Source organism: Streptomyces sp. NPDC001568 (assembly GCF_042893755.1).
GTDB lineage: Bacteria > Actinomycetota > Actinomycetes > Streptomycetales > Streptomycetaceae > Streptomyces.
Window position 1 is genome coordinate 236,914 of sequence record NZ_JBIAVF010000010.1, and the last position, 20,672, is coordinate 257,585.

Annotated in this window: 15 protein-coding genes and 1 riboswitch; of the genes, 10 read left to right on the top strand and 5 right to left on the bottom strand. The window is 73.2% G+C overall.

Annotated features, from left to right (window positions below):
- Positions 1-112: 112 nt before the first annotated feature.
- On the bottom strand, positions 113-1,579 hold the full coding sequence (locus ACFY0I_RS20245) for a DUF2079 domain-containing protein (RefSeq protein WP_388897417.1): 1,467 nt from the start codon (positions 1,577-1,579) through the stop codon (positions 113-115).
- 310 nt (positions 1,580-1,889) lie between these two features.
- Between ACFY0I_RS20245 and mfd the strand changes: the two genes are divergently transcribed.
- Positions 1,890-5,423 carry a transcription-repair coupling factor gene (mfd, locus tag ACFY0I_RS20250; RefSeq protein ID WP_388897420.1) on the top strand — a complete coding sequence of 1,178 codons (3,534 nt, stop codon included), beginning with the start codon at positions 1,890-1,892 and terminating at the stop codon, positions 5,421-5,423.
- Between the two features lie 106 nt (positions 5,424-5,529).
- Here the strand turns inward: mfd and ACFY0I_RS20255 are convergent, their stop codons facing one another.
- Together ACFY0I_RS20255 and ACFY0I_RS20260 are read right to left on the bottom strand one after the other, a co-directional pair.
- Entirely contained in the window at positions 5,530-5,703 is a 174-nt protein-coding gene (locus tag ACFY0I_RS20255) for an Rv0909 family putative TA system antitoxin (RefSeq protein ID WP_388897422.1), read from the bottom strand.
- 78 nt (positions 5,704-5,781) lie between these two features.
- Complete coding sequence (locus ACFY0I_RS20260) at positions 5,782-6,540, bottom strand: hypothetical protein (protein ID WP_388897425.1); 759 nt, start codon at positions 6,538-6,540, stop codon at positions 5,782-5,784.
- A gap of 329 nt (positions 6,541-6,869) precedes the next feature.
- Between ACFY0I_RS20260 and ACFY0I_RS20265 the strand changes: the two genes are divergently transcribed.
- Positions 6,870-7,529 (top strand): hypothetical protein, encoded by a 660-nt coding sequence (locus ACFY0I_RS20265; RefSeq protein ID WP_388897428.1) that lies wholly within the window; start codon positions 6,870-6,872, stop codon positions 7,527-7,529.
- Complete coding sequence (locus tag ACFY0I_RS20270) at positions 7,526-9,040, top strand: protein kinase (protein WP_388897431.1); 1,515 nt, start codon at positions 7,526-7,528, stop codon at positions 9,038-9,040. The genes ACFY0I_RS20265 and ACFY0I_RS20270 overlap by 4 nt, the downstream gene beginning before the upstream one ends.
- On the opposite strand, the gene ACFY0I_RS20275 is transcribed toward ACFY0I_RS20270, so the two are convergent.
- Positions 8,983-11,484, bottom strand: coding sequence for a YfhO family protein (locus ACFY0I_RS20275; RefSeq protein ID WP_388897434.1), 2,502 nt, complete (start codon positions 11,482-11,484; stop codon positions 8,983-8,985). The two genes, ACFY0I_RS20270 and ACFY0I_RS20275, sit on opposite strands and share 58 nt — an antisense overlap.
- A gap of 177 nt (positions 11,485-11,661) precedes the next feature.
- Here ACFY0I_RS20275 and ACFY0I_RS20280 point away from each other — a divergent pair, with 177 nt between their 5' ends.
- On the top strand, positions 11,662-12,288 hold the full coding sequence (locus ACFY0I_RS20280) for a SurA N-terminal domain-containing protein (RefSeq protein WP_388897438.1): 627 nt from the start codon (positions 11,662-11,664) through the stop codon (positions 12,286-12,288).
- A 28-nt stretch (positions 12,289-12,316) separates the two neighbouring features.
- Positions 12,317-13,393 (top strand): MazG family protein, encoded by a 1,077-nt coding sequence (locus tag ACFY0I_RS20285; protein ID WP_388897441.1) that lies wholly within the window; start codon positions 12,317-12,319, stop codon positions 13,391-13,393.
- Positions 13,394-13,428: 35 nt separating this feature from the next.
- Here the strand turns inward: ACFY0I_RS20285 and ACFY0I_RS20290 are convergent, their stop codons facing one another.
- The gene (locus tag ACFY0I_RS20290; protein WP_388897444.1) at positions 13,429-14,631 is read right to left on the bottom strand and encodes a globin domain-containing protein; all 1,203 of its coding nucleotides are present in this window, start codon (positions 14,629-14,631) and stop codon (positions 13,429-13,431) included.
- 121 nt (positions 14,632-14,752) lie between these two features.
- On the opposite strand from ACFY0I_RS20290, the gene ACFY0I_RS20295 reads away from it, so the two are divergent.
- From ACFY0I_RS20295 to ACFY0I_RS20315, 5 genes are all read left to right on the top strand, one after another.
- Entirely contained in the window at positions 14,753-16,027 is a 1,275-nt protein-coding gene (locus tag ACFY0I_RS20295) for a cytochrome P450 (protein ID WP_388897447.1), read from the top strand.
- Positions 16,028-16,141: 114 nt separating this feature from the next.
- Entirely contained in the window at positions 16,142-17,206 is a 1,065-nt protein-coding gene (locus tag ACFY0I_RS20300; RefSeq protein WP_388897450.1) for a transglycosylase family protein, read from the top strand.
- 274 nt (positions 17,207-17,480) lie between these two features.
- Positions 17,481-17,651, top strand: a riboswitch (cyclic di-AMP (ydaO/yuaA leader).
- A 2-nt stretch (positions 17,652-17,653) separates the two neighbouring features.
- On the top strand, positions 17,654-18,406 hold the full coding sequence (locus ACFY0I_RS20305; protein ID WP_388897453.1) for a transglycosylase family protein: 753 nt from the start codon (positions 17,654-17,656) through the stop codon (positions 18,404-18,406).
- Positions 18,407-18,738: 332 nt separating this feature from the next.
- Positions 18,739-20,025 carry a phosphopyruvate hydratase gene (gene eno, locus ACFY0I_RS20310; protein ID WP_326590032.1) on the top strand — a complete coding sequence of 429 codons (1,287 nt, stop codon included), beginning with the start codon at positions 18,739-18,741 and terminating at the stop codon, positions 20,023-20,025.
- 106 nt (positions 20,026-20,131) lie between these two features.
- Positions 20,132-20,620: a septum formation initiator family protein gene (locus ACFY0I_RS20315; RefSeq protein ID WP_388897456.1), complete on the top strand. Its 489-nt coding sequence runs from the start codon at positions 20,132-20,134 to the stop codon at positions 20,618-20,620.
- Positions 20,621-20,672: the final 52 nt, after the last annotated feature.

Consider the following 20,672-nt stretch of genomic DNA (forward strand, 5'->3'; position numbering starts at 1 on the left):
GGCCCGGGGCGGCGTCGTGCGCGGGCGGCGTCGTGCGCGGGCGGCGTCGTGCGTGGGCGGCGCGGTGCGTGGCGGCGCCGGCGGCGCGGGGCGCGCCGGGGGTGCGGGCCGCTCAGATCCGGCGCAGGACGACGATCCCCCGGGCGGTGCCGACCAGGGTGAAGCGGGCGTCCGGGTGCAGCTGCCGGGCGTAGCCGAGCGGGTCCTCGCCGGCCCAGCCGGAGTCGTTGTCGTAGGCGAGGTAGTCCGGCAGGACGCCCCGGGTGTCGCCGATCCAGAACACCCGGCAGCGCGAGGTCAGCCGGGTGATCGGCCCGATGTCGCTCTCCACGCTCGCGCCGTCCGGGATCCGGGCCAGGAGCCGCTCGACCGCCCCGACCCGCGCGGGCCGCTCGTACGTGGTCGCCTCCCCGAGCCGGGACAGGGGCAGGGTGGTCGCGCTCAGCGCGAGCCCGGCCGCGAGCAGGCCGGCGGGCAGCTGGAGGGAGTACGCGCGCAGCCACGGCCGGGGGGAGCGCCGGGCGGCGTCGAGGGCGTCGACCAGGGCGAGGGCGACGACCGGCATCAGGACCGCGCTGTAGTGCCAGTCGGTGGACCAGTAGTGCTCGTCCCCGGACAGGAACCGCCAGCCCAGCGTCGGCGCGGCGACCAGCAGCAACGGGGACCGCAGCGCGAGCAGCCCGGTCGTGGGCACCAGGACCCAGGCGAGCGTGGACAGCTTGGTCGCGAGCCCGTCGAGGGGGCCGGGGCCGTCCCCGTCGAGCTTGTCCCAGTAGGCGTAGCCGTCGGCGGCGAACGCCGGGATCACGACGGTGAACACCAAGGCGGCGCTCACCACCCCGACGACGGCCACGGCGAGGGCGCCCCGTGCGGCCCACCGGTCGTTTCGCCGGGCCCGCCAGGCGACCACCAGGGCCAGTGCCGCGAGGGTGACCCCGAGGTCCTCCTTGACCAGCAGCAGCGGCAGCCCCCAGCCCAGCGCGCACCACCAGCGGCGGGCGAGCAGCGCCTCCAGGGCGAAGGCCAGCAGCGGCACCGCGAAGCAGATCTCGTGGAAGTCGAACTCGACGGCCCGCTGGATCCCCCAGGACAGCCCGTACGCGGCCCCCAGCGCGAGCCCCCGGGCCGGCCCGAGGAACCGGGCAGCGGCCCGGGTGACGGGCACCGCGGACAGCGCGAACAGCGCCGCCTGCACGACGAGGAGGGTGACCGGGGTCGGGAACACCCGGTAGAAGGGGGCGATCAGGGCGATGACGGGGCTGAAGTGATCGCCGAGCACGAGGGCGCCCGGCCCCTTCAGGTCGACCACCGGCGGCTGGAGCCAGGCGTAGGCCCGTACGGCCTGCTCGAAGATGCCCAGGTCCCAGGACAGGGTCTCCATGCGCCGGTGGCGCGACACGGAGAGCACCGCGTACGCGAGGAACAGCGCGGCGGCCAGGAGCCAGGCGTTCCGGCTCGTCCGGAACGCGGTTTCCGGCCCCCGCGGGCTCCGGCGCGGCGCCGGGACGAGCGGGGCGGGGGGCGGGGCCGGGGACGTCGGGAGCGCCCCGGCAGCCTTCGGACTCCCGGATATGAACATGTGTTCAGGTTGTCATTCCGGCCGGCCGGTCCGGGCCGCGGCCCCCTGTTCCGGCCGTGTCCGGAAACATTCGGGCGGCGCCGGACGGGCGGGCCGGGCCCCGGTGGGGGACGGTGGTGGAGGGGCGGGCGGGCGTAGGGTGGGAACCCCCGGCCCGTTCACGTGTCGGGTCCTTCGCGTTGCCCCGACCTCGCCCCGCCCCCGCTCGGACTCCGCCCCGCCCCTGCCCGACCCCGCCCCGCACCTGCTCCGCCGCTCGCCCCGCCCCCTGCCCACGGACGCACTCGTCACCGGACGGAAAGCCCCCTTCATGAGCCTGCACGGACTGCTCGACGCCGTCACCCGGGATCCCGCCCTGACCGAGGCGGTCACCGCGGCCGGGGACGGCAACCGGATGCACGTGGACCTCGTCGGCCCGCCGGCCGCGCGGCCCTTCGCGATCGCCGCGCTCGCCGCGCGCACCGGCCGGACGGTGCTCGCCGTCACGGCCACCGGCCGCGAGGCGGAGGACCTGGCCGCCGCGCTGCGCTCGCTGCTGCCGGCCGACGGGGTGGTGGACTACCCGTCCTGGGAGACGCTGCCCCACGAACGGCTGAGTCCGCGCAGCGACACCGTCGGCCGTCGCATCGCCGTCCTGCGCCGGCTCGCCCACCCGAGCCCGGACGACCCCGCCGCCGGCCCCGTCTCGGTGGTCGTCGCGCCGATCCGCTCCGTGCTCCAGCCGCAGGTCAAGGGCCTGGGCGACCTGGTGCCCGTCAGCCTGCGGCAGGGCGAGAACGTCGACCTCGGCGAGATCACCGCCGCCCTCGCGGCGGCCGCGTACGCGCGGGTCGAGCTGGTCGAGAAGCGCGGCGAGTTCGCCGTGCGCGGCGGCATCCTGGACGTGTTCCCGCCCACCGAGGAGCACCCGCTGCGCGTGGAGTTCTGGGGCGACGACGTCGAGGAGATCCGCTACTTCAAGGTCGCCGACCAGCGGTCCCTGGAGATCGCCGAGCACGGGCTGTGGGCCCCGCCCTGCCGTGAGCTGCTGCTCACCGACGAGGTGCGCGGGCGGGCCGCGGCGCTGGCCGAGCTCCATCCCGAGCTGGGCGAGCTGCTCAACAAGATCGCCGAGGGGATCGCCGTCGAGGGCATGGAGTCCCTCGCCCCGGTCCTCGTCGACGACATGGAACTGCTGATCGACGTCCTGCCCGCCGGGGCGATGGCCGTGGTCTGCGACCCCGAGCGGGTCCGGACCCGGGCCTCCGACCTGGTGGCGACCTCGCAGGAGTTCCTGATGGCCTCCTGGGCGGCCACCGCCGGCGGCGGCGAGGCCCCCATCGACGTCGGCGCGGCCTCCCTGCGGGGCATCGCGGACGTCCGCGAGCACGCCCGCGAGCTCGGCATGATGTGGTGGTCGGTTTCGCCGTTCGCCGCCGACGAGGACACCGTCGGCGGGGACACCCTCAAGCTCGGCATGCACGCCCCCGAGGCCTACCGCGGCGACACCGCCCGCGCGCTCGCCGACACCAAGGGCTGGCTCGCCGACGGCTGGCGCACCGTCTTCCTCACCGAGGGCCACGGCCCGGCCGCCCGTACCGTCGAGGTCCTCGGCGGCGAGGGCATCGCCGCCCGGCTGGAGCCCGGCCTCGCGAAGCTCGAACCGTCCCTGGTGCACGTGGCCTGCGGCTCCCTCGACAACGGCTTCGTCGACCCGGCCCTGAAGCTGGCCGTCCTCACCGAGACCGACCTCACCGGCCAGCGGACCGCCACCAAGGACCTCGGCCGGATGCCGACCCGGCGCCGCAAGTCCGTCGACCCCCTCACCCTGGAGGTCGGCGACTACATCGTCCACGAGGCGCACGGCGTCGGCCGGTACGTCGAGATGGTGCAGCGCACCGTGCAGGGCGCCACCCGCGAGTACCTCCTCGTCGAGTACGCCCCCGCCAAGCGCGGCCAGCCCGGTGACCGCCTCTACATCCCCACCGACCAGCTGGAGCAGGTCACCAAGTACGTCGGCGGCGAGGCCCCCACCCTGCACCGGCTCGGCGGCGCGGACTGGACCAAGACCAAGGCGCGCGCGAAGAAGGCCGTCAAGGAGATCGCCGCCGACCTCATCAAGCTGTACAGCGCCCGCATGGCGGCCCCCGGCCACACCTTCGGCCCGGACACCCCCTGGCAGCGCGAACTGGAGGACGCCTTCCCGTACGCGGAGACGCCCGATCAGCTCACCACCATCGCCGAGGTCAAGGAGGACATGGAGAAGTCGGTCCCGATGGACCGGCTGATCTGTGGCGACGTCGGCTACGGAAAGACCGAGATCGCGGTCCGGGCCGCCTTCAAGGCCGTCCAGGACGGCAAGCAGGTCGCCGTGCTCGTCCCGACGACCCTGCTCGTGCAGCAGCACTTCGGCACCTTCTCCGAGCGGTACGCGCAGTTCCCCGTCATCGTGAAGGCGCTGTCCCGCTTCCAGGGCGAGACCGAGTCGAAGGCCACCCTGGAGGGACTCAAGGAGGGCTCGGTCGACATCGTCATCGGTACCCACCGACTGTTCTCGCAGGAGACGAAGTTCAAGGACCTGGGCCTGGTCATCGTCGACGAGGAACAGCGCTTCGGCGTCGAGCACAAGGAGCAGCTGAAGAAGCTCCGCGCCAACGTCGACGTGCTGACGATGTCCGCCACCCCGATCCCGCGCACCCTGGAGATGGCGGTGACCGGCATCCGCGAGATGTCGACGATCACCACCCCGCCGGAGGAGCGGCACCCGGTGCTGACCTTCGTCGGCCCGTACGAGGAGAAGCAGATCGGCGCGGCGATCCGTCGCGAGCTGCTCCGCGAGGGCCAGTGCTTCTACATCCACAACCGGGTCGAGTCCATCGACCGGGCGGCCGCGAAGCTGCGGGAGATCGTGCCCGAGGCGCGGATCGCGACCGCGCACGGCCAGATGTCCGAACAGGCCCTGGAGCAGGTCGTGGTGGACTTCTGGGAGAAGAAGTTCGACGTCCTGGTGTCGACGACGATCGTCGAGTCCGGCATCGACATCTCCAACGCCAACACCCTCATCGTGGAGCGCGGCGACAACTTCGGCCTCTCCCAGCTGCACCAGCTGCGCGGCCGGGTCGGCCGAGGCCGCGAGCGCGGGTACGCCTACTTCCTGTACCCGCCGGAGAAGCCGCTGACGGAGACCGCGCACGAGCGGCTCGCGACGATCGCCCAGCACACCGAGATGGGCGCCGGCATGTACGTCGCCATGAAGGACCTGGAGATCCGCGGCGCGGGCAACCTGCTGGGCGGGGAGCAGTCCGGGCACATCGCGGGCGTCGGCTTCGACCTGTACATCCGGATGGTCGGCGAGGCGGTCGCGGACTACCGGGCCGCCGTGGAGGGCGGGGCGGAGGAGGAGCCGCCGCTGGAGGTGAAGGTCGAGCTGCCGGTCGACGCGCACGTCCCGCACGACTACGCCCCCGGCGAGCGGCTGCGCCTCCAGGCCTACCGGTCCATCGCCGCGGCCAACTCGGAGGCGGACATCAAGGCCGTGCGGGAGGAACTCACGGACCGCTACGGCAAGTTGCCGGAGCCCGTGGAGAACCTGCTGCTGGTGGCGGGACTGCGGATGCTGGCCCGGGCCTGCGGGGTCGGCGACATCACCCTCCAGGGCCCCAACATCCGCTTCGGTCCGGTGGAGTTGCGCGAATCGCAGGAGCTGCGCCTGAAGCGGCTCTACCCCGGGACGGTCCTCAAGCCCGCCACCTCGCAGGTGCTGGTGCCGAGGCCGAAGACCGCGCGGGTCGGCGGGAAGCCGCTGGTCGGGCGGGAACTGCTGGGTTGGACCGGGGAGTTCCTCACCACGATCCTCGGCTCGTAGCCGCGTTCGTACGCGCGGGACCGGGTCCGTACGCGGGGGACCGGGTCCGCGCACGAGCGGAGGGCGCCGGCCGTGGCCGGCGCCCTCCGCGTTCCGTGTGCGGGCGTTACTTGGTGGGGTCGTCGTCGATGCCGAGGCGTTGCTCGGCCTGTTGCTGGGCCTTGTCGATCCGATCGGCGTACTTGTTGCCGGTCTTCTCGTTGGCCTCCTGCTCCAGGTTGTCCGAGATGTCCCTGCCCTTGGTTTTCGCCTGGTCCCTGAACTTGTCGAAAATCCCCATGCGTACGCTCCCTTTGCTGCCCCTTTTGCGACGTTACGCCGATTGCGGCGGGTCCGCGCGCCGGGACGGGGAGGACGGTCAGGCGGGCCGGGCGGGCGCGCTCGGGGAGCCGCTGGGCTTCCTGGAGAGGCCGGGGAGCTCCAGGTACTCGGTCCTGGCGAAGTCGGGCCCGCCGACGAGCCGCCTGACGAGGTACGGGGCGCCGTCCATCAGTACGTGGTCCGTGATCTCGGCGCCGCCCGGGGCGGTCGACTTGAACACCGCGACCCGCCACTGGTCGTAGGAGGTGTCGGCCTCGCGCCGGACGTTCTTCCGGTCGGCGAAGGTCTTGGCCGGTTGGGACTGTACGCAGAGGGGGAGCAGGTGCGCGACCGAGGGGGAGGAGGCCTCGAAGGAGATCCACCCCTCGGGGTCGGCCTCGGGCCGGGCCCCGCCCTCGGGGAGGTCCTTGAGGAAACCCTCGTCCGCGCGGAGGGAGAGGGTGCCGTCCTCGAAGTAGAGGTCGGCGGCGCCGGCCTTCATGACGGTGACCTTTCCGTGGCACACCCGCTCGCCCTCCGCGCTCAGGAGGGCGGTGATCTGGCGGCCGTTCGCCGTCTGCGTGATGACCAGGTCCTTGTTGGCGACCCGTTCCGTCTCCTCGTACGCGGTGCGCAGCACGGCGGCGGGGTCCTTGCCCGCGAACGGGTCGGGCTTCGCGGGCGCCGAGGCGCTGGAGGGCGGTGACGGCTTGCCCGTCGCGGCGTCGGAGGACGGTCCGCACGCGGTGAGGGTCAGCAGGGCCGCACAGGCGAACGCGGCGGTGACGGAAGTGGTGGCGGGCATGGTGGTGCGCAAGTCGGGTTCCCCCCTGGGAGCGTGCGAAGTCCCCAGAGGTTAGCCGGGGCGGCCCGGCCGGGAGGGGCGGGTTTCAGGACTTCTTCCGGGTCGCGCGGCCCGTGGTCCTGGCCCACACCTGGTCCCACACCTGGGCCGACGGCTCGGCCGAACCGCGGGCCACCACCTCGGCGAGGGCCTGTACGACGGCCTGTCGGACGGATCCGTCCCGCCGGCAGCGACCCCTGTGCGGCGACCCTGCAACGGTTGGGTCCATCCCCTCACGGACGGCCGGAAAGGCTGTATACGCTCATACCCGCAACCGTCCGCACGGCCCGTCAGGAGCACCGATGCACGCCCCCGGCATCCCGCCGCAGCAAGGCCCCCACGGCCACCGTCCCACTTCCTCCACCGTGGTGACGCTGCGCGTGCTGTTCGCGGTGCTCCCCGTGATCAGCTGCGGCTTCCTCGCCTGGGGCGCGATGCTGCGCCTGGCCCTGGTGACCCGCAAGTCGCGCGACTGGGTCCTGCTCGTCGTCAGCGGCCTGCTCGCCGTCGTCTGGATGACCTTCATCCAGCTCGACCCGACCGCCGAGACCAACGGCTGGCAGGGCAACCTCGGCGCCGGCGGCTCGATCCTCACCGGCTTCGCGACCTGCGTCTACTTCCTCATCGCCGACATCAAGCACCACGAGGCCCTCGCCTCCGCGCAGCCGGCCGCCGGCTGGTACCCGCAGCCCACCGCGCAGCCCACGTACATGCCGCCGCCGCAGCAGACCAACCCCGCCTACGGCTACCCGCCCGCGCACACTCCCGTGCCCGGCCCCGCGCCCCACGTCCCGCAGAACCCGCCGCACGCCACGCCGCCGCCGCGCATCGGACAGGTCCGCGCCGAACTCGACGAGCTCAGCGAACTCCTGCGCCGGCCGCAGCAGCCGCAGCAGCCGCCGCGGCCCGGGGGCCCGTACCAGGACCCGAACGACACGGCCCGCCAGGACCGTGACAAGTGACCGAGCGGGAACGCCTCATCGGTGAGCGCTACCAGCTCGCCACCATCCTCGGACAGGGCGGCATGGGCCAGGTCTGGACGGCCTACGACCGCCGCCTGGACCGCCGCGTCGCCGTCAAACTGCTGCGCCCCGACAAGGTGGCCGGCCCCGGCACCGTCGCCGAGGAACTGCGCCGCCGCTTCGTGCGCGAATGCCGCGTCACCGCGCAGGTCGACCACCCCGGGCTGGTCACCGTCCACGACGCGGGCAGTGACGGCGACGAGCTGTACCTCGTCATGGGCTACGTCGAGGGCTCCGACCTCGCCGACCACCTCGCCGCACACGACCCCTACCCCTGGCCGTGGGCCGTCTCCGTGGTGGCGCAGCTGTGCGCCGTCCTGTCGGCCGTGCACGCGGTGCCGATCGTCCACCGCGACCTGAAGCCGCGCAACGTGATGATCCGCCCCGACGGCACCGTCCTGGTCCTCGACCTCGGCGTCGCCTCCGTCATGGACACCGACACCACCCGCCTCACCAGCACCGGATCACCCATCGGCAGCCCCGCCTACATGGCGCCCGAGCAGGCCATGGGCGGCGCCGTCGGCCCGTACACCGACCTGTACGCCCTCGGCGTGCTGCTGTACGAACTCCTCAGCGGCAACGTCCCGTTCGCCGGCTCCACCGCCCTCGGCGTCCTCCACCGGCACCTGTACGAGCCGCCGCTGCCCGTGCGCGGCGCCCGCCCGGAGATCCCGCGCGAGCTGGAGGAGCTGCTGATGCGCCTCCTCGCCAAGGACCCCCAGGACCGGCCCGGTTCCGCACAGGAGGTCTACGAGGCCCTCGCCCCGCTGCTGCCCACCCGCGGCAGCCGACTGCCGGCCGGCCCGCTCGACCCGACCCGCCCGTTCCTGCGCCCGCAGGCCCCCTGGCCCGACCGCGCGGCCGTCGTCCCGCCCCGGCCGGCCGACCCGCCGGCGCCGCCCCGGCCCGACATCCCCGGCGCGGTCGACGAGGCCCGCAAGCTCCTCGACCAGGGCCGCCTCACCCAGGCCGTGGACATCCTCGGCGGCATCCTGCCGGCCGCCGCCGCCGAACACGGGGAACACTCACCAGTGGTCCGCTCCCTGCGCAAGCAGTACGCGGCCACCCTGATGGACGACGGCCAGTACCGCCGCGCCCTGCCCGAACTGCGCCGCCTCGCCGACGAGTTCCCCGCCGGCGACGCCCAGGCGCTGCGCTTCCGCTACGACGCGGCCCAGTGCCTGGAGCAACTCGGCGAACCGGCGGCGGCCCTCGCGGAGTACCGCTCGCTGCTCCCGCTCTTCGAGAACCACTACGCCAACCCGGACCCGGGCCTGCCCCTGGAGGTCCGGCGCCGGATAGCGCACCTGCTGCTCTCCCTCGGTGACCGGCAGGGCGCCCACGACACCCTGGTCCGCCTCCTGTTCGACGCGGACCGCGTCCACGGCCCGGGTCATCCCCTCCCGGTGGAGGTCCGCCGCACCCTCCAGTGGCTGGGCCAGGTCCGCTGACGGGGCGGCCCGGCCGCCGCGCCCCGCTGCCGGCGCCGGTACGCCGAGCCCAGTAGGGCGGTCGCCGCCAGCGCGGCCACCGCCACCCCGGGCAGCAGCCCCGGCGGTCGGAAGCCGCAGTCGAGGGTGGTGGTGCGGCCGTCCAGCGGGACGGCGACCAGACCCAGCCGCTCCCCGGCCGGGCGGCCGTTGCAGGTCCAGCCCGCGACGGCCGGCACCGACAGGACCGCCGTGCCCGTACTGCCCGGCGGCAGGGTCGCGCGCACGCCCGAGGAGGACACCCGTACGGAGCCGGCGGCCGAGGCGCGCAGCGCGCCCACCGCCGCGTCCAGTCGGGGCCGGTCCAGGCAGGACAGGGTCCAGGCCGCCGGTTCGGGCCGGTCGAAGACCAGCTTCGAGGCGGGGCCGTGCGAGACGCCCATCGGCTGGAGCGCGGCCCGGTTGCGGGGCGCCCAACCGTTCAGTCGGAACGCGGGGCCGTCCGCGAGGCGGGCCGTGGCGTTGTACTCCGGCGCCCACAGGAAGGCCTCCGTGCCCGCCCGGCAGACCCCGGGGGCGACCGGGTCCTCGTACACCCGCGACCCCAGCAGCAGTTCCTGGTTGGCGAAGGGGGAGTCCCCGTAGGCGGGCGGCGGGCCCGCGGGACGGACCGTCACCAGCGGCGGGACCTCGGCGCGGGCCACGCTCCCGTCGGGCCTCAGTCGGGCGCCCACCGCGAACACCGCGTCCGTGACCGGGCTGTCGAGGCTCTGGACGTTGCGGCCCCGCGAGGTCCAGCCCGCGCCCAGCGCCGCCATCGAGCGGGTGAACACGTCCGGGGTGTGGCTGCTGTAGTACGAACCGCCCTCGCCGCCGAGCAGCATCGGGTCGTTGCCCGACAGCGCGGGCCGCCCCGGGTCCGTCCGGTACGCGGGCCAGCCGTCGGCCTCCGCCAGTGCCGCGGCCCGGGCCGTGTGCCCGGCGCCCCAGGACGGGTAGTCGTCCAGCCCGCCCAGCTTCCCCTTGTGCCCGTAGGCCGTCGTCGCCGCGGCCTGCGCCCCCAGCACCGCGACCAGCAGGGCCGCCGCCGCCGGCACCGCCCGGCGCCTCCCGAGCGCCCACCACGCCCAGGCGGACGCCGCCAGACCGGCGCCGAACAGCGCGACGCCCCACGTCGTCGTCAGCCCGCTGCCGGCCGCCGCCACCGCGACGACCGTCACCAGGACGCCCGCGCCCGCCGCCAGCGCCCGTACCCCGGGCAGCCCGGCGGACAGCCCCGACCAGGCGGCGATCACCACGATCCCGGCGAGCACGAAGGTCTGCCGGTACGGGCTGCCGTTCGGCGTCGCGAAGACGTGCCAGGCCAGATGGGTCGGCGCCCACTGGAGGGACAGCAGCACGGCGGCCACCAGGCCCGCCCACCACCACCGGGTCCGGGCCGGCAGGGCCCGGTGGAACGGCAGCGCCGCCACGAGCAGCAGGGTCCCGGTGCCCACGAACAGGGCCGGGGAGGAGAACGAGTACGTCGCCGGCAGGAGCCGGGCGAACAGGTCCGGCCACGGCACGGGCCGGAACTCCTTGAACCAGCCCGGATAGGCCTGCTTCGAGCTCAGGAACAGCGGCGCCAGCAGCGGCGCCGCGAGGGCGATCCCCAGCAGCGTCGTCACCGCCCCCCGCACGCACACCCGGATCCGCTCGCGGACGTCGTCCCGGGTCAGCACCACCCGGACCAGCAGGACCAGCGCCGCGCCGAGGGTGGCCATGTACGCGGTGTAGAAGTTCGCCGTCCAGCACAGCGCCACCACCAGCGCCCCCGCCACCGGGCGGCGCGAGCGCAGTGCCCATTCCCCCGTCAGGCACAGCAGGGGGAAGGCGATCAGCCCGTCCAGCCACATCGGGTTGTAGGAGGCTTCGACCACCGACCAGCCGCACAGCGCGTACGAGCCGCCCAGCAGGCCCGCCGCCCACCACGGACCCCGCCGCTGGGTCCGCAGCAGCCAGGCCATCGCCGCGGCCGCGGCGGCCGTCTTGAGCACGGTGACCACGTACACCGCGAGGTCGATGTCGGCGCGCGGGAAGAACGCCACCAGGAGGGCGAAGGGACTGGACAGGTACGTGCCCAGGTCGGGCAGGAAGCTGGTGCCGTACCCGGAGCGCCAGTTGAGCAGGAGACCGCCCTCGGCCCGCCCGTGCAGCAGGTCCCACAGCTGCGCGTGGAAGGGGACGAACTGGTTCCCGAGGTCGTTGACGCTGCGGTGGCGCGGACCGTACGGGAAGACGCGCGCGGCGGCGTCCCCCGCGCAGACGGCGACCGTCGTGATCAGGGCGGCCGCCGCGCCCCCGGCGAGGGCGGCGCGGCGACCGGACCGGGGACGGGGACCGGCCGCGGGGCCCGTCGCGGGGTCCGGACCGGACGCCCCCGCGCGTGCGGCGGAGCGGTGCGGGGCGTGCTGCGATGTCGACATGATGGGCCGACCTTCCCAGGAACGGAGGGCGTGGTGGTGGCCGCGGAGTGAACTCGCACCCCAACACCCCCGGAATCGTTGGTCGAACCGGTGGCTCGGGCCACCCTGACTGCATACCATCGATCACCGCACGGCCCTTGTGCACCGACGCACAATCTCCCGGCCCTGGAGGCTCCTTTGCACCGTCGCACAGCGCTCTCCGTCTCCGCCGCCCTGCTCGTGGCGGCCCCCCTGCTGTCGGCCTGCTCGGGCGGGACCCGCCCCGGCACCGCGGCCGTCGTGGGCGGTGAACGGATCACCACCTCCGCGCTCCAGGCCCAGGTGAACGACGTCCGCACCGCGCAGAACCGTTCCGAGCAGGGCGCCCAGCTCATCGAGGCCACCGCCGGCCTGGAACGCACCAAACTCAACAAGATGATCCAGAGCGCCGTCCTGGAGCACGCCGCGCGGACCGCCGGGGTGTCGGTGACCACCAAGGAGATCGAGGGCGTCCACAAGGCCCAGCTCCAGCAGGCGGGCGACGAGAAGACCCTGCGGGCGGCCGCCCTCCAGCAGGCACAGTTGGCGCCCGGCCAGATGGAGGCGGACGCCCGCTTCAAGCTGCTGCGCGACAAGCTGTTCGCGCACTACGGCAGCCAGGAGAAGGCCCTGGCCCAGCTCGGCGCGGCGGCGAAGGAACTCGACATCGAGGTCAACCCGCGCTACGGCCGGTGGGACGCCCAGCAGATCCTGCTCGGCGACCAGGAGACCCCGTGGATCACCCAGCGCACCCGGCCCGAGCAGGCTCCCCCCGCCGGGGCCTGAGCCCGCGCGACGGAGGTAGGTTCGGAGGGTGACCGACCACACCGCCGAACCCGCCCCCGCCGCTCCCGTACCCGCCGACGGGCGGACCCCCGTCCCGGCCGGCCGCATCGTGCTGCTGACCGCGAGCCATCGGGTCGCCCCCGGGCTGCTGTCCTGGCCCGCCTGGCAGATCCTGCACGCCGCGGACCGGGTGCTGTGCGCCGACCCGGGGCACCCGCAGCTGCCGTACCTGCGCGAGGCGGGCGTCACCGTGGAGCGGGCGGCCCCCGACGCGCACGAGCTGGTCGAGGCCTGCGCCGGCGGCCGTACGGTCGTGGTGATCCCGGGCGGGGAGGGCGACGGCCGACTCACCGACGGGCTGGCCCGCCTCGCCGGATCCGGCCGCGTCTCGATGCCCGACCTGGAGCTGCTGCCCGGCTCGTACGACCTGCCCGGCGCCCGACTGCTCGACGTGGTCCAGGTGATGGACCGGGTCCGGCGCGAGTGCCCCTGGACCTCCCGGCAGACCCACGAGGGGCTGGTGAAGTACGCGCTGGAGGAGGCGTACGAGCTGGTCGAGGCGATCGAGGGCGGGGACCGCGCCGAACTGCGCGAGGAGCTCGGCGACGTGCTGCTCCAGGTCGTCCTGCACGCCCGGATCGCCCAGGACGGCGCCGCCTCCGTCGAGGGCGACGGAGGCGACGAAGGCGACGGGGACGACGACGGCGAAGTCGCCGTCGGGCCGTTCTCGATCGACGACGTGGCCGGCGACCTCGTCGACAAGCTGATCCGCCGGCACCCGCACATCTTCGGTGACGAGAAGGCGGACACCCCGGAGGAGGTCCGCGCGCACTGGCAGGCCACGAAGGCCGTCGAGAAGCGGCGCGCGTCGGTGACGGACGGTATCCCGCTCGCCCAGCCGGGTCTCGCGCTCGCCGCCAAGCTGGCGGGTCGGGTCCGCGCGGCGGGCCTTCCCGTGGAGCTGCCCCGGGGCGAGGGGATCGGATACGAACTGCTGGCGCTGGCGGCGCGCGCCGAGGAGGCGGGAACCGACCCCGAGACCGCGCTGCGCGTGGCGGCCCGCGCCTACCGGGACGCGATCCGGGCGGCCGAGGGCGTCGCGTAGCGCGGGCGGGGACCTCGGCCGGCGAGCCCCGCGGCTCAGTCCTCGCGCGGGGCGCGTCCCGACGGGTTGTGCCAGTGCGTGGCGGGCCGGTCCAGGAACCATTCGCCGAAGCCCGTCGGCCGGTTCGGGGCGGCGCCGACCGGCGGAACGGCGTCGTGGAAGAGGCGGTCGGGGAGCGCTCCGAGCCCTTCCAGCAGGTGAACGGTCTCGTCGACGAACTGCGGCGGCCCGCTGAGGTAGACGTCCTGCTCGCGCCACAGCCCCCGGTTGCTGAGCGCGGTCGCCAGCCGGTCGGTCGCCTGGTTGCGGTGCCGGCCGGGGGCGGGCGTGATGTAGGTGACGGCGAGCCAGCGCAGGTCGGCGGCGTACGCGTCGATGAGCGGCCGGTCGTAGAGGTGCGCGGCGTCCCGGGCGACCGCGAAGAGCCGTACGTCGTGATCGGGGGGGTGCTCCACGAGGTCCTCCAGCATGGCGCGGACGGGCGCCCAGCCGGTCCCGGCGGCGATGAGGGTGACCGGCCGGTCCGCGCGCCGCAGGGTCAGCGCCCCGCCGGGGGCGCCGAGCCGCAGCCGTTCGCCGGGCCGGACCTCGCGGACCAGGGTGGTGCTGAGCCGGCCGCCCTCGATGCGACTGACGTGGAGGTCGACGGTGCCGTCGGAGCGGGGCGCGTTGCCCAGCGAGTACGTCCGCCAGGTGGTCGGCACGCGCGCGCAGCTCACGCTCACGTACTGGCCGGGGAGATAGGGGAGGGGCGCGTGGGGTCGCAGGGTCAGTACCGCGATGTCCTCCCCGTACTGGAGGTGCCGCACGATCTCGGCGTCCCACCAGGGCGGTGAGTCGTCGGCGGCGGCGCCGGCCGTCATCATGTCGGCGATCACCTGGTAGGCCTCGGCCCAGGCCTTCTCGGTGGCCGGGGTCCAGGCCTCGCCGGAGGTCTCGGCGAGCGCGGCCAGCAGGCTCGCGCCGACGGCCGCGTAGTGCTCGGGGCCGACGAGGAACTTGCGGTGGTCGCGGCCGAGGTCACGGAGGTAGGGCAGGAGGGTCTCGTCCTCCAGCCGGGAGATCACATGCGTGAGGGCGGCGAAGAGCCGGTCCCGCTGCCGCTCCATGTCCCGCGGGTCGGGCGGGAAGAGCTCACGGATCCCGGGGTTGTGCCAGAACAGGTGGGAGTAGAAGTACTTGACCGCGTGCTCGGCCCTCCTCTCCACCACCGCGAAACTGCTCTTCAAGATCCTCACATCCACAAAACCGAAAGTAGGAACGGCGGGGAACGGGACGTCAAGGGATGGCCGATCTGCGGACAGCCGCGACGAACACCCCATATGGGATCGCCGGTACGGTCCGGGATACGGTCTGCGGGTGCATGAGCAGACCTCCGCGACCCCGGCCGACTCCGCCCCCGCCGAGGGGCCGACCCTCTTCGACTGGGAGTTCGCGACCGACCCCTACCCCGCCTACGCCTGGCTGCGCGAGCACTCCCCGGTGCACCGCACCAAGCTCCCCAGCGGGGTGGAGGCCTGGCTGGTCACCCGCTACGCCGACGCCCGGCAGGCCCTCGCCGACCAACGCCTCAGCAAGAACCCCGCGCACCACGCCGAACCCGCCCACGCCAAGGGCAGGACCGGTATCCCGGGAGAGCGCAAGGCGGAGCTGATGACGCACCTGCTGAACATCGACCCGCCGGACCACACCCGGCTGCGCCGACTGGTGTCGAAGGCGTTCACCCCGCGCCGCGTCGCCGAGTTCACCCCGCGCGTGCAGGAGCTCACCGACCAACTGATCGACGCCTTCGCCGCGAAGGGGGAGGCCGACCTCATCCACGAGTTCGCCTTCCCGCTCCCCATCTACGCCATCTGCGAGATGCTCGGCGTACCGCGCGAGGACCAGGACGACTTCCGCGACTGGGCCGGGATGATGATCCGGCACGGTGGCGGCCCGCGCGGCGGAGTCGCCCGCTCGGTCAAGCAGATGCGCACCTATCTCGGGGAACTCATCCACCGGAAACGGGACGACCTCGGCAATGACCTCATCTCCGACCTGATCCGGGCAAGTGACCACGGTGACCACCTCACCGAGGCCGAGGCCACGGCGATGGCGTTCATCCTGCTGTTCGCCGGCTTCGAGACGACCGTGAACCTCATCGGCAACGGCGTCCACTCCCTCTTCATGAACCCGGAACAGCGCGAGCGGCTCCAGGCCTCCCTCGCGGCGGGCGAGAGCGCCCTCCTGGAGACCGGGGTCGAGGAACTCCTGCGCTACGACGGCCCGGTGGAGCTGGCGACCTGGCGGTTCGCGACCGTCCCGCTGACCCTCGGCGGGCAGGAGGTCGCGGCCGGCGACCCGGTGCTGGTGGTCCTCGCTGCGGCCGACCGGGACCCCGAGCGGTTCGCCGATCCGGACACCCTGGACCTGTCCCGGAGTGACAACCAACACCTCGGCTACGGCCACGGGATCCACTACTGCCTCGGCGCTCCGCTCGCCCGGCTCGAAGGACAGACGGCGCTCGCGACTTTGCTGACGCGTCTGCCGGATCTGGAACTTGCCGTTCCCCCCACGGACCTGCGCTGGCGCGGCGGACTCATCATGCGTGGCCTACGCACCCTTCCGGTTCGCTTCACACCTCGAAACAACTGAGTCGCATTCCGACGCCGTCTGATCACACGTCAGTCACCTGCCGAACTTGTGACAATCGTTCGAAGGCCGCTAGGTTCTGCCGTTACCCCGCCGTTATGCGAAAGGTGCAGCCTCATGCGTTCCGGGAACGGCCGCCACAGACGCCCCCGCCAGGTACCCGCCCTGGTCGTCACCGCCGGAGTCACAGGCTCCGCACTCGCCCTGCCCCTGCTCGCCGCGACGAACGCGAGCGCGGCCGACACGACCACGTGGGACAAGGTGGCCGACTGCGAGAGCGGCGGCAGCTGGAGCGCCAACTACGGCAGCGGCGAGTACGGCGGGCTCCAGTTCACGCAGGAGCAGTGGAGGAACGCGGGCGGACTCGCCTACGCGGAGCGCCCCGACCTCGCCAGCCGCTCCCAGCAGATAGCCGTCGGCGAGAAGGTGCTGGCCTCGCAGGGCCCCCAGGCGTGGCCGCTGTGCGCCGCCTCGGCCGGTCTGACCCAGCAGGGTCCGGCCGCAGCGGTGGACCCGGGTGACCCCAGGCCCGCCGGGCCGGTCGCCCCCACCCCGGTCCGGCCCGACGGTTCGGTGCCCGTCGCCGGCTCCGAGCCCGCCGTCGACTTCGGGGCCCCGACCCCGCAGCCGGGGCAGGAGGGCCCGTCGACCGGCCCGACCGGCCTGCCGGACTACCCGCTGGGCCCGACCAGCGGACTGCCCGTCATGCCCGACCCCGACTCCCCGGCCCCGTCCACGGACCCGACGGTCCCGCCGACGACCGTGCCGCCCACCACGACCCCGCCCACCACGGCCCCCACCACCCCGGTGGACCCGACGGCCCCGACGGCCCCGACGGCCCCCGGGACCCCCGGCGTTCCGGGCACGCCCACCGTCCCGGTGGACCCGACGGCGCCCACGGCCCCGCTCACCCCGGGCGCCACGCCCTCGGCCGTGCCCGCCGGTGCGGTCGACGGAGCGGGCAAGCACCGCGGCCCGGCCGCCGTCGAGGTGCCCGGCACTTCTGACGCCGCGTCGACCCCCTCGTACACGGTGAAGGCCGGCGACAGCCTCGCCGCGATCGCCGACTCCCAGGGCCTCAAGGGCGGTTGGAACAAGCTCTACGCGGCCAACGAGCAGGTCATCGGTGGGGACGCGGACCTCATCAAGCCGGGTCAGAACCTGGATCTAACCAAGGAATAGGGGCAGTTCGCCCACCCGGAAAGAGCTGAATGTCCGTTATCGGCAAATGAGACATGCGTCTCTTCCGATCAACTGGCGTGTCTCGTTCCGGAACTTCCACAAACCCGCCCCTCACCTGCGTAAACGTACTTTTGAGGAACGCAAGTAGGCCGGTTTCTCCCTGATGTCGCGCGTTGAACATCAGGGGGAGACCTGTCTACCTTCTGAGTCGCTCGCCACCGCGGGCTCCTTCGACCGCATCGCCGAATCCTGCCGGCGGACGGGGGGAACAGTCGTCGCGCAAGCGCCGAAGGCAGGAGCGGGGGAACCAAGGTAGGCGCCGGGAACGGTCGTTGGAAGACGGCTGCGCACCGGCTTGGGGTTAAGCCACGTGCTCGACACGTGACCGGGCAACTCATCCGCCCGAACCCGACAGCTCACCTCGAAGGCGTCGGTGAGGAGAACTCCATGCTGCTTTCCGGCAAGGGCAAGCACCGTCGCGGCTCCAAGGCCGTCCGTATCGTCACGCTCGCCGGTGTCGCCGGTGTCGCCGTCGCGGCCCCGCTGATGACGGCCGGTACCGCGAGCGCCGCCACCGTTTCCGAGTGGGACAAGGTCGCGGCGTGCGAGTCCGGTGGCAACTGGGCCATCAACACCGGCAACGGCTACTACGGCGGCCTGCAGTTCTCGGCCTCCACCTGGGCCGGCTACGGCGGCAAGGCGTACGCCGCGCAGGCCAACCAGGCCAGCAAGTCCCAGCAGATAGCCATCGCCGAGAAGGTCCTCAAGGGCCAGGGCAAGGGCGCCTGGCCGCACTGCGGCAAGGGCCTGTCCAACGCCGCGTACAACGGCGGCGGCTCGACCACCACGCCCGCCAAGCCGAAGCCCGAGACGAAGCCGGCCAAGCCCGCCCCGGCGAAGCCCGCGAAGCCGGCCACGCCCGCCAAGCCGGCGACGCCGAAGGCCGAGCCGAAGCGCACCGAGGTCCCCGTCTCGCGCTCCGAGCGCGTCGAGACCCCGGCCGTCAAGCCGCAGGCCCCCAAGACCGAGGCCCCGGCCACCGGCAACGGCTCCTACGTGGTCAAGGCCGGCGACACCCTGGGCACCATCGCCCAGGCGAACGGCGTCAAGGGCGGCTGGGAGAAGCTCTTCCAGCTGAACAAGGACACCGTCAAGGACGCCGACCTGATCTTCCCGGGTCAGAAGCTGACGCTCAGCTGAACTCCTGCATGACACCGCATCACCCGCGGTCGCTCAGCATGCCCACCGCCCGGCGCGCATCACCTCGCGCGCCGGGCGGCGGCATGCTCGCAGGCATGTCCCGGGGCACGTTCCGGGGCGCGCTCCGGAACCGGTGCGGGCGGCCCTTCGCGGGCCGAAGCCCAATTTTTCCAGAGCCCTATGTCCTGGAAGAGGGGCATTCAGCCCCTATTTCGTCCCAGGACCCGGGCGGTCGGCGGGCCCAGTGCCCGGAGCCGGTTAGGCTCTAGGCGGCAAGGCCATCCCACGGCCTGACACGCCACCGCACACCCAGCGTCACATCCCAGAAGGAGATGCTCGTGCCGTCCATCGACGTCGTCGTAGCCCGGGAAATCCTGGACTCCCGAGGCAACCCCACGGTCGAGGTCGAGGTGGGCCTCGACGATGGCAGCACCGGCCGTGCTGCAGTTCCGTCCGGCGCCTCCACCGGTGCATTCGAGGCCATCGAGCTCCGTGACGGTGACCCCAACCGTTACTTCGGCAAGGGTGTCGAGAAGGCCGTCCTCGCCGTCATCGAGCAGATCGGCCCGGAGCTCGTCGGCTACGACGCCACCGAGCAGCGCCTGATCGACCAGGCCATGTTCGACCTGGACGCCACCGACAACAAGGGCTCCCTCGGCGCCAACGCGATCCTCGGCGTGTCCCTCGCCGTGGCGCACGCCGCCTCCGAGGCCTCGGACCTGCCGCTCTTCCGCTACCTCGGCGGCCCGAACGCGCACCTGCTGCCCGTTCCGATGATGAACATCCTCAACGGTGGGTCGCACGCCGACTCCAACGTGGACATCCAGGAGTTCATGATCGCCCCGATCGGCGCGGAGTCCTTCTCCGAGGCGCTGCGCTGGGGTGCCGAGGTCTACCACACCCTCAAGAAGGTCCTGCACACCAAGGGCCTCTCCACCGGTCTCGGTGACGAGGGCGGCTTCGCGCCGAACCTGGAGTCCAACCGCGCCGCGCTCGACCTCATCGTCGAGGCCATCAAGCAGGCCGGCTACGTCCCGGGCAAGGACATCGCGCTCGCGCTCGACGTCGCCGCGTCCGAGTTCTACAAGGACGGCAAGTACGAGTTCGAGGGCCAGTCCCGCTCGGCCGCCGAGATGACCGAGTACTACGAGGAGCTCGTCTCCGCGTACCCGATGGTCTCCATCGAGGACCCGCTGTACGAGGACGACTGGGCCGGCTGGAAGACCCTCACCGACAAGCTGGGCGCCAAGGTCCAGATCGTCGGCGACGACCTCTTCGTCACCAACCCGGAGCGCCTCGCCCGCGGCATCGAGGAGGGCTCCGCGAACGCCCTGCTCGTGAAGGTGAACCAGATCGGTTCGCTGACCGAGACCCTCGACGCCGTCGAGATGGCCCAGCGCAACGGCTTCAAGTGCATGATGTCGCACCGCTCCGGCGAGACCGAGGACGTCACCATCGCCGACCTCGCCGTCGCCGTGAACTGCGGCCAGATCAAGACCGGCGCCCCGGCCCGCTCGGACCGCGTCGCCAAGTACAACCAGCTGCTGCGCATCGAGGAGATCCTCGACGACGCCGCCGTGTACGCGGGCCGCTCCGCCTTCCCGCGCTTCAAGGGCTAAGGGCCAATCAGCGCCTCGCGGCGCCGGCCTCCGTACGTCCCCGCACTCGGTCCCGTACCGTGTGCGGGGACGTATTGCGTAGCGCGCATCCAGGGGAGGCGGGACCATGGCCGGGAACCGGGACCGGTTCTCCACCTTCTCGACGGCGACCAGGCTCAAGCAGCTCGGTGAGCGGACCGCCGCGCACGTCTACCGCTCGCAGTCGCGGCGTCAGGTCCGCCGCAGCCGGCTCACCGGCCGGGCCGCACTGCTTGTCCTCGTCCTCTGTACCCTGGTCGTCGCCCTCGCGTACCCGATGCGCCAGTACGTGTCCCAGCGCTCGGAGATCGCGGACCAGCAACGGGCCGCGGTCGACGCGTACAAGCGCCTCGAACAGCTCCGCGACGAGAAGGCCCGCTGGCAGGACCCCGCCTACGCGGAGCAGCAGGCGCGCAAGCACCTGCACTTCCTGCGCCCGGGCGAGACCGGCTACATCATGAACGACCCCGGGGCCGAGGCCTCGGAGCGCCGCCGCGGCGGGCAGGCCGGTTCCGACCGGCCCTGGTACTCCAACGTCTGGGACGGGGTCGACAAGGCCGACCGCCCCGGAGACTGAGCGCGTACCCGCCCGTCCCGCACCCACCACCCACGAGACCGAAGAGACTTCC

Excerpts from the sequence above, each read along its gene's own strand:
- ACFY0I_RS20255 (WP_388897422.1), bottom strand. The coding sequence starts at position 5,703 with ATGGGGATTTTCGACAAGTTCAGGGACCAGGCGAAAACCAAGGGCAGG.
- eno (WP_326590032.1), top strand. The coding sequence starts at position 18,739 with ATGCTCGTGCCGTCCATCGACGTCGTCGTAGCCCGGGAAATCCTGGAC.
- ACFY0I_RS20275 (WP_388897434.1), bottom strand. The coding sequence starts at position 11,484 with ATGTCGACATCGCAGCACGCCCCGCACCGCTCCGCCGCACGCGCGGGG.
- ACFY0I_RS20265 (WP_388897428.1), top strand. The coding sequence starts at position 6,870 with ATGCACGCCCCCGGCATCCCGCCGCAGCAAGGCCCCCACGGCCACCGT.
- ACFY0I_RS20300 (WP_388897450.1), top strand. The coding sequence starts at position 16,142 with ATGCGTTCCGGGAACGGCCGCCACAGACGCCCCCGCCAGGTACCCGCC.
- ACFY0I_RS20305 (WP_388897453.1), top strand. The coding sequence starts at position 17,654 with ATGCTGCTTTCCGGCAAGGGCAAGCACCGTCGCGGCTCCAAGGCCGTC.
- ACFY0I_RS20245 (WP_388897417.1), bottom strand. The coding sequence starts at position 1,579 with ATGTTCATATCCGGGAGTCCGAAGGCTGCCGGGGCGCTCCCGACGTCC.
- ACFY0I_RS20315 (WP_388897456.1), top strand. The coding sequence starts at position 20,132 with ATGGCCGGGAACCGGGACCGGTTCTCCACCTTCTCGACGGCGACCAGG.
- mfd (WP_388897420.1), top strand. The coding sequence starts at position 1,890 with ATGAGCCTGCACGGACTGCTCGACGCCGTCACCCGGGATCCCGCCCTG.